Source organism: uncultured Pseudomonas sp., from assembly GCF_913777995.1.
Lineage (GTDB): Bacteria > Pseudomonadota > Gammaproteobacteria > Pseudomonadales > Pseudomonadaceae > Aquipseudomonas.
The window spans coordinates 198729-212760 of record NZ_CAJYVE010000010.1 but is presented as its reverse complement, the minus strand read 5'-3'; the positions used below and the strand labels follow the sequence as shown (position 1 = coordinate 212760).

Annotated in this window: 11 protein-coding genes; 1 reads left to right on the top strand and 10 read right to left on the bottom strand. The window is 60.7% G+C overall.

Features of this window, described 5'->3' with window-relative positions; genetic code table 11:
- Positions 1–11: 11 nt before the first annotated feature.
- From QZ497_RS03760 to QZ497_RS03750, 3 genes are all read right to left on the bottom strand, one after another.
- The gene (locus QZ497_RS03760) at positions 12–1781 is read right to left on the bottom strand and encodes a GMC family oxidoreductase (protein WP_295471194.1); all 1770 of its coding nucleotides are present in this window, start codon (positions 1779–1781) and stop codon (positions 12–14) included.
- 27 nt (positions 1782–1808) lie between these two features.
- Positions 1809–2528, bottom strand: coding sequence for a gluconate 2-dehydrogenase subunit 3 family protein (locus QZ497_RS03755; protein WP_295471192.1), 720 nt, complete (start codon positions 2526–2528; stop codon positions 1809–1811).
- Between the two features lie 573 nt (positions 2529–3101).
- A complete protein-coding gene (locus QZ497_RS03750; protein ID WP_295471190.1) occupies positions 3102–3887 on the bottom strand; it encodes a transporter substrate-binding domain-containing protein in 786 nt (261 codons plus the stop codon).
- A 278-nt stretch (positions 3888–4165) separates the two neighbouring features.
- On the opposite strand from QZ497_RS03750, the gene QZ497_RS03745 reads away from it, so the two are divergent.
- Entirely contained in the window at positions 4166–5344 is a 1179-nt protein-coding gene (locus QZ497_RS03745) for a GGDEF domain-containing protein (RefSeq protein ID WP_295471189.1), read from the top strand.
- A gap of 28 nt (positions 5345–5372) precedes the next feature.
- Here the strand turns inward: QZ497_RS03745 and QZ497_RS03740 are convergent, their stop codons facing one another.
- From QZ497_RS03740 to QZ497_RS03710, 7 genes are all read right to left on the bottom strand, one after another.
- Entirely contained in the window at positions 5373–7313 is a 1941-nt protein-coding gene (locus QZ497_RS03740; protein ID WP_295471186.1) for a methyl-accepting chemotaxis protein, read from the bottom strand.
- Between the two features lie 188 nt (positions 7314–7501).
- Positions 7502–9133 (bottom strand): methyl-accepting chemotaxis protein, encoded by a 1632-nt coding sequence (locus QZ497_RS03735; RefSeq protein ID WP_295471184.1) that lies wholly within the window; start codon positions 9131–9133, stop codon positions 7502–7504.
- Positions 9134–9650: 517 nt separating this feature from the next.
- Positions 9651–10241 carry a hypothetical protein gene (locus tag QZ497_RS03730; protein ID WP_295471183.1) on the bottom strand — a complete coding sequence of 197 codons (591 nt, stop codon included), beginning with the start codon at positions 10239–10241 and terminating at the stop codon, positions 9651–9653.
- Positions 10242–10452: 211 nt separating this feature from the next.
- A complete protein-coding gene (locus tag QZ497_RS03725; protein ID WP_295471181.1) occupies positions 10453–11139 on the bottom strand; it encodes a hypothetical protein in 687 nt (228 codons plus the stop codon).
- A gap of 557 nt (positions 11140–11696) precedes the next feature.
- A complete protein-coding gene (locus QZ497_RS03720) occupies positions 11697–12842 on the bottom strand; it encodes a phage major capsid protein (protein ID WP_295471179.1) in 1146 nt (381 codons plus the stop codon).
- A 9-nt stretch (positions 12843–12851) separates the two neighbouring features.
- Complete coding sequence (locus tag QZ497_RS03715) at positions 12852–13526, bottom strand: HK97 family phage prohead protease (protein WP_295471177.1); 675 nt, start codon at positions 13524–13526, stop codon at positions 12852–12854.
- Between the two features lie 245 nt (positions 13527–13771).
- On the bottom strand, positions 13772–13975 hold the full coding sequence (locus QZ497_RS03710; RefSeq protein WP_295471176.1) for a hypothetical protein: 204 nt from the start codon (positions 13973–13975) through the stop codon (positions 13772–13774).
- Positions 13976–14032: the final 57 nt, after the last annotated feature.

The following is a 14032-nucleotide window of genomic DNA, read 5'->3' as shown; positions in this document are numbered from 1 at the left end:
TTTCGCACTCCTCATGCCTGCACCAGTGGGCCAGGGTTCTTCAGGTACTGATCCTTGATGGCCTGAGCCGCGAACAGCGTCAGTGCGCCGATCATGGAAGTGGGGTTGGCCTGGAAGTTCTGCGGGAACGCGTTACCGCCCGGCACGAACACGTTGTGCACGTCCCAGCTCTGCAAGTAGCGGTTCAGCGCGCTGGTCTTGGGCGAGTCGCCCATCACGGCGCCGCCGACGTTGTGGGTCGACACGTACTTGGTGATGTCCCAGTGCGCGTCCATGGCCAGGAAGCTTTCCGAAAAGCTGTCCGGGCCCAGTTCCCGAGTGATGTCCAGGACGATCTTGCGCAGGTACTGTTGCAGCTTCAGCTCGTTCTGTTTCCAGTCGAAGGTGATACGCGCCAGCGGCAGACCCCACGGGTCCTTGTAGGTCGGGTCGAGGTCCATGTAGTGATCGCGGTACGACATGCAGCTGGTGGTGATGCTGACTTTCATCGAGTGGCCGTACCAGTCGACCATGCCTTCCTTCCAGCCCTTGCCCCAATCGGCGGTACCGGGTGGCAGCGCGGTGCCGATCGGCGCACCGGTGGCCTGGGAACTGTGGATCTTGGCACCGCCGATGAAGCCCAGCGACGGGCCATCGACATTGCCTGGCGAGACGTCGTTGAACATCTGCCCGGTGGCACCGGCGGTGGCGAACGGGTTGAAGTGCTTGTCCTTGAAGAACAGCGTGGCGCCGCCATTGCTGAGGAAGGCGTAGCTGCGCCCGACGGTACCGGTTTCGGTGATCGGGTCGTAGGGCTTGCCGATGCCCGAGAGCAGCATCAGGCGCACGTTGACGAACTGGAAGCCCGCCAGCACCACGATCCTGGCTGGCTGGAACACGGTGTTGCCGTCAGCGTCGGCGTAGGTCACGCCCTTGGCGGTCTTGCCATCAGGGTGCAGCTCGACCTTGAGGACATTGGCATTGACCTTGTAGTCGAAGTTGGGCATGCGCTTGAGCGCATCCAGCACGGCGGTTTGCGGCGAGGCCTTGGAATAGTTCAGGCACGGGTACTTGCTGCAGTAGCCACAGTAGTTGCACGGTGCGATCTGGTTGCCGTAAGGGTTGGTCCATGCCTGCGAGACATTGGCCGACGGGTTGGGGAACGGATGGTAGCCCAGCTTGCGCGCCGCGTCGGCGAACAGTTTGTTGTTCAGGGTGTCTTGCAGCGCTGGCAATGGGTAGGGGTTGGAGCGCGGCCCCTCGAACGGGTCGCCGCCTTCCATGATCTGCCCACGCAGGTTGCCGGTATTGCCCGACAGGCCGCAGATCAGGTCGAACTTGTCGAGGAATGGCTCGATCTCGTCCCAGGTGAACGGGTAGTCACCGATGCGCATGTCATCCTGCAGCACGCCCTTCCTGTATGCCTGATCGGCATAGGTCTTGAGCTTGATATCGGTGGGTGTCGGGCGGATCAGTACACCGGTCCAGTGCAGACCCGAGCCGCCCACGCCGGTGCCTGGCTCGAAGGCACCCCACTTGCGGGTGGGCAGGGCTGTGGCGTTCATGTTGTGGCGGACGGTCATCGCCGCGGCCTTGGGGGTGGCCATGATCTTGTTGCGCACGCCGTAGGCGTACTGATCGGCTGGCTTGGGGTAGGCGAAGTCGGCATTGGTGCGATCTTCGCCGCGCTCCAGGGCGCGGACCTTCAGGCCGGCCTGGGCCAGCTCGATGCTCATCAGCGAACCGGCCCAGCCGAGGCCGACGACGACGACATCGACTTCGTCATTGGTAATGTTTGCCATAAGAAACCTTGCGAGTATTCGGGGGGATCAGCCGCGCTGGCCGCTGATGCTGACCGGCCCGAGTGGATACTTGACGTTGTGTTGGGCGACCCATTCCACGTAACTGGCGCGCGCGCCCGGGAAGCCGATGGCGATCCACGCCTTCATGCCCTTGTTGCCGCCGTAGATCGGGTCGGAAAGGTAGCCCTGCTTGGTATGGCCGAGCAGTTCGCCGAAGAACTGCTTGGACTTGAGCACGTCCTCGCCATAAGCCTTGAAGTCGATCTCGCCGCCTTGCAGCTTCTTGAGCACATCGTTTTGCGTGGCGGCGTCGAGCACCGCGAAGTTGTCGCGGTGGGTCGCCTGGCACCAGGCGTTCAGCGCCTTGATCGCATTGCGGTAGATCTGCTGTGGCGTATATGGAATCTGATAGCCCATGGTTGCCGGCGGGTTGGCCGGGAAGGGGCCTTCCAGGTAGATCTCGCTGCCCAGGTCGCCAGCCAGTTGCTGGTCGATGAACACCGGTACGTTGGTCTCCAGCGCACCCGGCCCGCGGCCGTCGGCCGGAATCAGCTTGTCGGTGGCGGCAAGGATGAAGGCCCATTCACCGGCGCTGAAAAAGCTCGGTTGGTAGGTATCCAGGCCCGGCGCGATCATTTCCGCCGCTGCGGCGGCGCTCAGGCCCTTGACGGTTACGCCCAGCGCAGGCAAGGCAATCAGAGAGGAAAGCAGGAACTTCCTTCGCGATGTCGGCTTGTTTATCAGCATGTAGGGATCACCTATGACGGCTCACAAGAAAATCCCGGACGGCACAAGCCTGCGCAGGTGGCGATATGGCCGACCTTGCCCTCTGCTGCAACGCTGGCGGCAGGTTCCCGGCCATCGCCTGGCCTGCCGATCCTTTTCTGAGGGCGAGCGCAAGCGCACGTCCACGACGAGGGGGCATGACAGGGGAGAGGTCTTCGGGAACAGGACTGGCGGGCCTGGCTGGCCGCTCTCATTGTGGTTCGTTTGCAGCGGGGTGCCGAAGCCGGGAATCGCCCGGCTTCGGACAGCGAGGTGCGACACTATGGCCGCTTGCTCATCACGGGTTGTACGATGTTAACAGACTCATTCAAGGATGTAACGAATGATTTCAATGTGATGTGATGGCTCTAAATTGCGGTTCTCGGCTAATAATGGCGCGACTTTCGAAAAAACGGAGCGGATGAAAGGCGAGCTTTAATAACCAGTTGTCTGATGAGTTAAGGCGTTTTTCACCTGCCAGTCCGCGTCTACCCACCGCGCCTCGCCACCCCCTCCTACGTTGCGGGAGGGGATGACGTCAGCCGCCAGAGGGCTTCACTCGCCAGGCATGGCCAGCCATTCGCCCTGGATCTTCTGATACGCCCCGGTGGCTTTGCTCAGATGCAGCCACTGGTCCACGTAGCTTTTCCAGGCCACGTCGTCGCGCGGCAGCAGGTAGGCCTTCTCGCCATATTGCATGTAGTGCGCAGGGTTCACCGCGCACAGCCCCGGCAGGCGCTTCTGTTGGTACAGCGCCTCGGAGGAGTCGGTGATCATCACGTCGGCTTTCTTGTCCAGCAGTTGCTGGAAGATGGTGTTGTTGTCGTGGAACGCCAACTGCGCCTTGGGCAGGTGGGCACGGGCGAAGGCTTCGTTGGTGCCGCCGGCCGGTTCGATCAGGCGCACCGAGGGTTGGTTGATCTGTTCGACGGTCTGGTACTTGGCCTGCTCTTCACAGCGCACCAGCGGGATCTTGCCATCGACGTCCAACGGGTTACTGAAGAAGGCTTTCTTCTGCCGTTCCAGGGTCACGGAAATACCGCCCATGCCGATGTCGCATTTGCCGGCCTGGAAGTCGGGCATCAGGGTTTTCCAAGTGGTCGGCACCCAGGTCACTTTGGCGCCCAGGCTTTGCGCCAGGCTGCGCGCCATGCTGATGTCGATGCCTTCGTAGTCGCCATCGGTACGCAGGAAGGTGTAGGGCTTGTAGTCGCCGGTGGTGCATACCGTCAATTCGCCGCTCTGCTGCACCTTGTCCAGGTGCGACGACGGTTGCTCGGCCTGGGCCAGGCCGGAAAGCCCCAGCAGCAGGGCGGTAAGGGCACGGGTTTGCAGTTTCATCGGCGGTTACTCGCTTGTTGGTATGAAGGCCGACAGGGTAGCCGGTTTTGCCAGGGCCACGCACCTTGGCGAGGCATGCTGCCTGCCCGCTCGCAAGCCGGGATATTTGTGGCAAATGGCTGCTATCGGTCTGCCCCGAATGGCGGCGATGAACTACCATGTTGCAGTCCAACCCCGGGCACCGGCACCGGGCGTCGCAGTAATGGAAAATTCGCTGTCCGACGCCCAGGAAATGCATACAATCCGCCCCTTTTTTCCCGATACAGGTCCGGCAGTCTATGGCCCTCGACCCCGTTACCATGCTGGTCCTCTCTCTAGCCCTCGCGGCGTCGGCAGCGTTGCACCTGGCCATCGAGTGGCGCAGCGTGCGAGCGCCGGCGCTGTTGTTCTGGAGCGCGGGGTTCGCGACCATCTTTCTGGGCTGTGGCCTGTCGTTGCTGCGCACCAGCGGCATCCTCATTCTGGGTATCTGGTTCGCCAACGGGCTGTTGATCTTCGCGCACTGGTTGTTCCTGTTCGGCGTGGCGCGCTTCACCGACACCCGGTTGTCCCGAGGCTGGTACCTGATCGTGCCGTTCTGGGTGGCGCTGTTGCTGCTGCCGGAAGGGCCGCAGTGGTCGAAGACCATGTTGTTGGTCAATTCGCTGCTGGTGGCGGCATTGGCTTTGCGTGCCAGCCTGTTGCTGCAGCCTCATGGCCGTTCGCTGAGTGTCGGGGCGGTGCAGCTGCGTTTCGTGCTGCTGCTTCACGGCCTGTTCTATCTGCTCAAGGGGCTGTCGGTGTTCCTGCCTGGCACCTTGCTCGACCTGGCGGCGCTGCGTGGACAGATCATCCAGATTTCCCTGGTCGAAGGGGTGATGGCGATCATGTTGATCGCCGTGTCGATGACCGGCTCCGAGCGTCACCGTCGGGAAAAACAGATGGCCCACCTGGCCGCACGCGACCCGCTGACGGCGCTGTACAACCGTCGTGCCTTTGAAGTCCGCGCCGCTGCGCTGCTCGATGAGGTGTCTGTGGTAACGCCGGGGGCGCTGCTATTGATCGATGTCGACAACTTCAAACCCGTGAACGACCTGCACGGGCACACCGCCGGTGACCACCTGCTGGTCACGCTCAGTGAGCAGATACGTTCGCTGCTGCCCGAGCAGGCACTGGCGGCCCGTCTGGGAGGCGATGAGTTCGCGATTCTCCTCAAGCACGCCTCGCGTGAGCGGGTGGAGAGCATCGGCAATGCGCTGCGCGAGCAGTTCAATGCCGTCACATCGGCCAGCTTTTCCACGCCCCAGCCGGTGACCCTGAGCATTGGCGCCAGCCTGTTCGACCAGCCGCCCGGTAGCCTGGCGGTGCTGATCGAACAGGTGGACGAGGCCCTTTACCAGTCCAAGCGCGGCGGGCGCGACACGCTGCAGCTTGTAGACCGTACGCGCCTGGGTGTGGCCAGCCGTCAGCCGGTCTGAGCCCAAAACGCCGGGTAGCGGTTGCGCCTCAAGACTTGAAGCGACCCACCAGCCCGTTGAGTTCATCCGACAGCTGCGACAGGCGACCTGAGTCTTCCTGTGCCGAGCTGGCCAGGTTCTCCACCAGCTGGGCTTCGTCGTAGATCTGCTGAATGTGCCGGTTGATCTCTTCGGCCACGCTGTGCTGTTCTTCGGCGGCTGCGGAAATCTGCAGGTTCTGGTCGCGGATTTCGTTCACCGAAAGCTGGATGCCTTCGAAACTGTCCAGCGCGTTCTCGATGGAAGACACGCTGGCTTGCGACAGCTCCAGGCAGCTGTCCATCTTCTGAGCGACTTCATGAGTCTTGTTGCCCAGCGCATTGAGCAACTGGTCGATCTCGCCGGTGGAGTCGGCCGTGCGCTTGGCCAGGGCCCGCACCTCGTCGGCCACCACCGCGAAGCCACGGCCCTGGTCGCCGGCGCGGGCCGCTTCGATGGCCGCGTTGAGGGCTAGCAGGTTGGTCTGCTCGGCAATGGCACGGATGGTGCCGAGGATCTGGTTGATATTGCGGCTGCCTTCTTCGAGCTTGACCATGGCCTGGGACGACTCGCCGATACGACGGCTCAGGCGGTTGACGTTCTGGGTGCTCAGCTCGATCTGCTGCTTGCCTTCGGTGACCCGCTGATGGCCGCTCTCGGCCGAGGAGGCGGCGGCGCTGCACGAGCGGGCCACCTCGTTGGCGGTCGAGACCATCTGGTTGAAGGCCGTGGACACCAGCTCTACCGACTGGCGCTGACGCCCTGCGGCCTGGTTCATGTCGCTGGCCACCTGGCTGTTGACGTGCGAGGCATCCTGCAGGTTGGCCGAGGCTGAACCGATGCGTTGCACCAGTTGGCGAATCGCCGCCAGAAACTGGTTGAACCAGCCGGCCAGCTCGGCGGTTTCATCCTTGCCTTGCACCTTGAGGTCGTTGCGCAGGTCGCCTTCGCCATCGGCGATCGATTGCAGGCCGCTGCTGACCTGGCCGATGGGACGTACGATGACCTTGGCCAGAGCGGCGGCCAGGCCGGCGAGGATCACCACCAGCACGGCCACGATGGCCAGGGTCAGGTAGGTCATCTGGGTGGCGCCGGCCATCACTTCGGAGCGTTCGATCAGGCCGATGTAGCGCCAGCCCAGCACTGGCGAGGTCCAGACGTTGGCCATGTAGGTGACGCCGTTGATCTCCACCTCGGTCATGCCTGAGGGGGTGGCGGCCAGCTTGGCATAAGGTTCGCCGAGGTCCTTGAGCGGCTTGAAGTTGTGCGCCGCGTCACGCGGGTCGACCAGCACCGTGCCGTCTTCGACCAGCATCACGTAGCCGCTCTGGCCGAGCTTGATGCTCTTGAGCAGTTCGGTGAGATTCTTCAGCGAGACGCTGACCACGAACACGCCCTTGGCCTTGCCGGTTTCGTCGAGCAAGGTCCGCGCGGTGCCGACCAGAGCCACGGCGTCCTTGTCGTAGTAGTAGGCGGGTGTGCGCACGGTCTTGCCGGGGCTGGCCATGGCCGCCTTGTACCAGGGGCGTGCGCGTGGGTCGTACTTCGACAGTTGCGGGTCGTCTGGCCACTTGGCGTAGGTACCGTCTTCCAGGCCGATGGACAGGATCGCTGCCGCCGGATGGTTCTTGCCGTAGCGGGCGAACTCGTCGATGACCCGCTGTGCCTCGGCCGGCAACGGCTGGCTGGCGGCATCGGCGCCGGTGTAGTTCTTCAGGCTCTTGGCCGAGGTGTAGATCGGGTCGGTGGCCATCTGGTCGACGTTCTGCACGTTGGCATCGAAGAACTGCCGGATGTTGCCGTCGATCTGGCGAATCTCTCGGGTACTGCCGTCGACGAACTGATCCACCGCCTGGGTGCGGATGTTCAGCACGGAGATGACCGCGACCAGGCTGACGGGCAGGAAGGCCGCCAGCACGAACGCGAGGATGAGCTTGTTCTTTATTTTCATCAGAATGCCACCGTCCAAGGAGAAAGACGCAAACGACCAGGCAGGAAAGTGGCCATTTGATGCTTGTCTGAATCTTCGGCTTGAACGGTGAATACTTTATGAAGGGTTGGTGTACAAAGCGGGCGGGATTGTTGCTGGCGTTGCGATGATCGCCGAGGCCCGTGCAGGCCTCGGCTTGGCGGGAGGGGTCAGTACACGAAGACCCGCACCTGACGTTCCAGATCTTGCGCCAGGGCCTGCAGCGCGCGGGCGGTGGTACTGGTCTGTTCTACGGCCTGGCTGTTCTGCTGCGACATCTGCGCGATGCGCTCGACATTGCGCGCCACGTCCTGGCTGGCCATGCTCTGCTCCTTGAGCGCCAGGGAGATCTGGTCCACGACCCGGACCACAGTGCCCGAGGACTCGCGGATATTGACGATTGCCTCGCCGGCCTGCTGAGCCAGCTCGACACCGCTCTTTACCTGGGTGACGCCCACCTCCATGCTGCCCACCGCCTCCTGAGTCCCTTGCTGGATCTTCACCACCATGTCGGTGATTTCCTGGGTGGAGTTGGCGGTGCGCTGGGCCAGCAAGCGCACTTCATCGGCCACCACGGCGAAGCCTCGGCCCTGCTCGCCGGCACGTGCCGCCTCGATGGCGGCGTTGAGGGCCAGCAGGTTGGTCTGCTCGGCAATGCCCTTGATGACACTGACGATGCTGGAAATCTGTTCGGCGTGCTGGTCCAGCGTGGCGATCTGGCTGGCGGACGCCTGCACCGTGTCGGCGATGCGCTGCATGCTGCCCAGGGTGCTCTGAATCACGTTGCCGCCTTCGGTGGACTGGCGTCCGGACTCGGTCGACAGCGCGTGGGCGTCGCTGGCGTTGTCAGCCACATGATTGATGCTGACGGTGAGTTCTTCGACGGTGGCGGCCATCGAAGACGCCGCCTGGGATTGCTCCTGCGCCGATGCGGAAAGCTGCGTCGAGGCGCTGGAGATGTTCTGCGAGGCGCTGACCAGTTGCTCGGCGCCCATGCGGATCTGGCCGATCATGCTGCGCAGACGCTCCTGCATGGCGGCGAAGGCCTGCAGCAGGGTGCTGACTTCGTCGCCTTCTTTGGCTTCGATGGCATTGTCCAGGCGACCGCCGGCAATGGCTTTGGCCACTTCGACAGCCTGGCTGATACGCCGCACCAGGGCGCTGGACAGCGACCAGGCGATCAGTACGGCGAGCAGAGCGGCCACTGCACCGCCCCCGACCAGCATGCTCAGGGCAAATGACTTGGCGTCGTCCATGGCCGCGGTGCGCTGGCTCTGCAGAGCCACCTCGGCGTCACGCAGCTCACCCAGCACCTGGCGCATGGCGTCCATGCGAGCCTTGTCACGACCGGTGCTGATTTCCGTTACCAGGGCGCTGAATGGCTGGCTGCCGTCGTTGACGGCCCGGCGCAGCGCCAGCTTGCCCTGGATACCTTCGCTCATCCACTGCTGATAGTTGCTGCGCAGGCGCTCCAGGCGCGCCTGCTGCTCGGCATTGTCGGCGGTGCTGCGTTTGATTTGCGCGAATTCACGGTCGAAGTCGTCAGAACCCTGCTTGAGCGGATCGAGGAAGTCCTCTTTTCCGGTCAGCGCATAGCCGCGCATGCCGGTCTCGATGTTCACCAGACTGCGCAGCAGTGCATCGGCCTGGTTCAACACTGCATAGCTATGAATGTTGCTGCGTACGCTGGTGGATACCTCGTTGAAGCCATGCCATGACACCGCGACGAGCAGAGCGATGATAAGGGTGACAATGCCGAAGCCTGCGTACAACTTCTTGGAAATGCTCAGGGACGAGAACATGATGATCTGCTCATTGGCCGTTGACGAAATGCCCCACCGGCAGGCTCGTTCATGAGTGTCGAGGTGATGGCTTATTGACTTCATTCCATGATGTCGTTGAGATTTGGCTTGTACAGATAAAGTTCCTTGTACAAGTTTTCTTTGCTCAACTATTTTTCGGGCGAGGTCGGGCAGGGCGCGGACGAAGCCCGTAGGTTGGATTCAGGGGGCGAGAGAGGGGGTAGGGACGGCGCGGTGATGGAGCGAGGCAGGGCGTAGCCGGGACGCAGGCGAAACGGCGGACACAAAAAAACCGCCAGATTGGCGGTTCAGTTGGGTTTTGCTGTGATGCAGATGCATCTGCAAACCTGTAGATGGTGCCCGAGGGAGACTCGAATTGTTACGTATAGCCCCTTTAAATACTGAAATGTGAGAAGAGTTTTCTTCCGGTCTACTCACAATCCTACTCACATTTGGAATGGTGTTCTTATCACCGCTTACCTTTGCACTTCGCGATGTAATCTGCTCGACAAACGCCTCACCCAATTGACGAAAGAATCGATGCCACCGCTGACCCGATGCTTGCCACCGACGGAAGGGCGTCCAGCAGGGCTTTGACCACTGTCTTGTTTGGCTTGTCGGTTGAGAGCTGCTGCTCTACAGCTTCCAGCACATCAGAGGCCTCTTTAGTCTGCTCTGGCGAAAGGTTGGCAGATGCGAGGCCGCTCCTGATTGTCTCCAGGTGGCCGAAAGCCTGCGACCCGGTGTTGATGGTATTCGTGGAATTGTCTGTCGAGTTTGAGTTGACGCGCGCACCCGCGCCGGTGACGTTGAACGTGATGCTTTGAACATGCTGCTTCGCTTCGGGTACTCCGAGCTTTTTGACCACTATCTGATAGTTAGAGGGTATGCCTCCATGGCCCTCGTGGAAAACTGGGTCGATTACCTGGTAGGTTTCTTCCGCCCCGTTTGAGGTGACTCTTATCAGCAAATCGTTCGGCTCGATGATGACCGAGCTGTCGAATGTGATGATCTTGTCTCTCTGTACACTGCTTTTTATCCCGGTTTTACGTGTTCCATCCTGCTTAAGCAGGTCGATCTGGTCCTTCATCATTGATTGAAAAGGCATCCTGTTTACTCCATGTTGTGGGTGCAGTGAGCATCCACACTAGCAGATGCCCTCGGGTTTGAGGCGATCTCACTCGGCTGCAGCACGTGCGGCTCTGGTGCACGGACCGTGCCCGGCTGGTTACCCATCGGCGGCCAGAACTAAGATGGCTCTGTCTGAAGCTATCTACTGCGTTTGACCTACGGGGGAGTGGCCGATTATAGAAAGGTGCTCAGCTTTCAAGCGGCTCATGCTCGAACGTTGTTGGATATGCAAAGGCTATCTTCATTCCATCAAAAAAAACGGCATGTATAACCTGCCCGTCTTCATCATCAACAACTTGGTAGTAAAAAACGTCTTGATTGCTGCCCAATCGGGGAAGGCTTCGCAACAAACCTGCTGAGCGTGCGGCGATACTAATGGCGGCTGCGTTCGCGCTTTGATCACTGTCCGTGAGTCCTTGAAGAGGGATAACGATCAAAGGGCTGAGCCATTTCGATTTGTAATGCCAGAAGTACAGCGCACGCGCTATGTGCTCCAACTGAGTATTGACGCGCTCTCTGTCTAGGAGAAATGCACATGTTTCTTCAATCCTACCTTGGCCTTTATCCAAGGTGGCGGGCATGGAGTTTTTCAACATCTCTGCAAACACATGCGGTTTACGCTCGACGATTCTCATCAGTTTCGTTTGCTGGTGGAGAATTCCGACCTGATTCGCGCTTGCGCAACTGGCCATATAAATCAGAAAGAATTCGTCTTCTTTTGACTTTCTTGAGTTATGAGCATCGCACGAGGGAACCGTAAAAAGATTGGTTCGGTAGGTTTTTCGCGGAGAATCTTTACCCTCAGGAAAGATGCAGCGAGGAGGGACATGCTCTTTTCCGGTCTGAGGCTGGTCGCACATGTAGCAGGTTTCCATACCTATTTTCCTCTTTGGCTTGTGGTGACCCTATGCAAAATTTGCACGCTCAAGGTAACAGTTTGTTGGACAAAGATTGATGGTTAAACGCTGGTGCGTATCGATTGCAGGTTTTCTTATCAGCAGCGACGTACCCGGAGGATAGGATTTGCCACGCGCGGGTGGTTACTGTTGATCTTTGTGCCACCGTTGACCAGGCCGGCAAGGGGGCCATGGGAGAGCTTGCAGGCGCTGCGCGGGAAATCGTCCCCCGCCCATAGCGCTCATTAATCCGTAGTTTTTTCCCTGATTTTTGACCCGATTCGGGACTGAAAAAAAGGTCCCATTTCGCGGTTTTGCGTAAAGAGGGCGGGGGACGATTTCCGCTGAAAGACGTTGAAGTTTCGACAGCCCCATCCGCCAGGCATGAAAAAGCCCGATCTGAATCCCTCAGTCGGGCTCTATGCTCGCCACCGGCTCGGTGCAATCTCTGTGGTGATCCGTGCGAGCTGTCGGGGTTAATTCCGATCCAGGGTACTCACCGACTAACCCCTGTCCTAAAGCCCCTCTCGGGCCGCTTAGGCTGCGGTAATGGCAACCGAGTAAACAGCCGCCTCACTGAACACGGCAAGGCCGGCGCGCAGTTCGGCCAGCAGGGTAATCATGTTCGTCACCATGTTGTCGCGGTCGAATCGACTGGCAATCACAGCAGGGGCCATGCGGTCCAGCACCGCCACCTGGGCACTGTCCAGCACCAGCGCTGTGCCACGGGGGATCCCCGGCGTCGGCACTACGGTGCAATTCCACAAGGTCTGAGGCGCAGGGTTCTGCGGCGAGCCCATCAGATAGGTGCCGGAGCCGTCCGCCTTGGTCTTGGTGATATCGAACCAGTCCAGGGCGTTGATAACGATCACATTCGGGTTCCATCCGGCAGCCTTCATGTTGGCCACGGCACTGCCCAGGCGATCGGTCGGGCTGTCGGTGGTGGCCGGCACGAATGGCGTGGACTGCGCCACCAATCCCTCGATCTTGCCGGTGGCAGACGTGCCTACCAGCAGTTCGCGCTCAAGTTTCTGCATGGCGCCGTAGGTCAGGAGGTTGCTGACGTAGACCTCCAGGCTTGGGGCATCGTCCAGGATCTGCACCGAGGCACGGGTCCAGTGCGCGATGGTGCTGATGTTGGCAGTGGCCGGCACCAGCTCGAAGTCCGTCTCTGCCTTGAGGTCGCCTTCCTTCACCTGGTAGTCAGCGCCGCCGGTGATGGCCTTGAGCTGGGTGTACTCATAGCTCCCGCTGGTGACCGGGATACTGGGCAGCATTGACAGCAGAGAGAGTACCGGGCGCGGATCGTTGTAGATGCCAGCAGCACGCTGTGGCGGGACGATGACACCGCTGTCACCAGCCTGGCCACGACCATCATTGACCAGCGCCTTGATGCTCACCTGCGCCAGCTCTACACGGCCAGTGCTTTGAGCGCCTTCCTGCATCGACTTCAACTGCGCCGACTTGGTGAAGGTCTTGATAGCCGTTTCTGGCCGCGATCCCAGCCCGCTCTGGCTGCCGCTGTCGAGCCAATCAGCACCACTGGCAGCGCCTTGCTCCAACACGAACATGCGATTGCTCAACTGTTTGATACCCTCCTGGGCCTCATCGATCTTGCCGCCGATTGCTGCAACAGCAGCGCCGTGGTCGGTAACGGCTTTGGTCAACAGTTCCAGTGACATAAGTATTCCTCAGCGGCCTTGAAGGCTCGCAGTGATGGCTTGGAGTTTTGCCGCGATGGCGGCAAGTTCTGCGCTGTCGTCGGGCTGTTCATCGCGAACAAGTCCGTTCCAGCCGCCCGACATAAGCCGTTTGGCTTCGCGGGCCGAGAGCCCCAGCACATCACGTGCGGCGCGTTCAAAATCCCGAGGGTTCGGGTTGCTCGGATCGAAAGCACTTTTCACGCTGACGATCCGGGCGCTTGGATTGGCAGCGATGGCCACAAGGCTCACCTCCACCAGGTCAATTTGTTTCAACAGGCGAGCACCATTCACCAGCTCGGCACCACCGGGTGGGATCGAGTAGCCAATGCTCAGCGCCAGCGCGCCGTCTTTGGCCAGGGCGTGGGCTGCTTTTGCTTGCGGTACGTCAAGGGTCAGGCGACCCACGACCAGCAGGCCCTGAGCGTCTTCCTCAAAGGAATCCCACACGCCGACGGGGTTGGCTTGATCGTGCTGCCATAGCAACGCTGGACGAGTGCCGGCCGCAGAGTGCTTGGCCAGGCTGGCAGCAAACGCACCGGGTGCGATCACGTCACCGTGTGAGTCTGGATCGCCACCAAAGGTCGAGGCGTAGCCGGTGAAGCTGCCCACCGCTTGGTCAGCGGCGAACTTGAGTTGCAGGGGCGCGGTTTGAAATGGGCGCATAGGTGTTCTCTCTCAGAGCAAATAGGATCATTTGCCGCTCAGGGAACGCATCACGCGCAACTGGACGGGGTACAGCACATCACGCGCTGTATGGGTAGCCAGTATACGGTGGCGCGACCAGAGCGCCAAGCTCACTTCGGAAGGTCGGGGAGTCGCTATATGCGCCACTCCCGAACTTTATATTTCGCGGGTACAGAAGAAAGCTGGGGAGGACCATTTCCTGCCTGGAGCTCTCAGACTTTCGGTTAGCCCCCCTGGGTCAACCCAAGTTCGCGGGCGATCTGGTCAGCGCTGACGCCCATACCGATGGCTCGCTTCGCGTCCCTGACCATCTGCTCAATGGCTCGATCTTCGAACTCTTGGGCCATCCTGCTGGCCTTTGCTGCTATCAGTGCGGCCAGTTCACGCGGAAACGCGCCGCGCACGTTTAGCTGCCGTTGCTGGGTCATGATGAATTCCTCCTCAGTTATAGAATCGGGTTAGCTGCTGTAGGCCTTGAATGACGG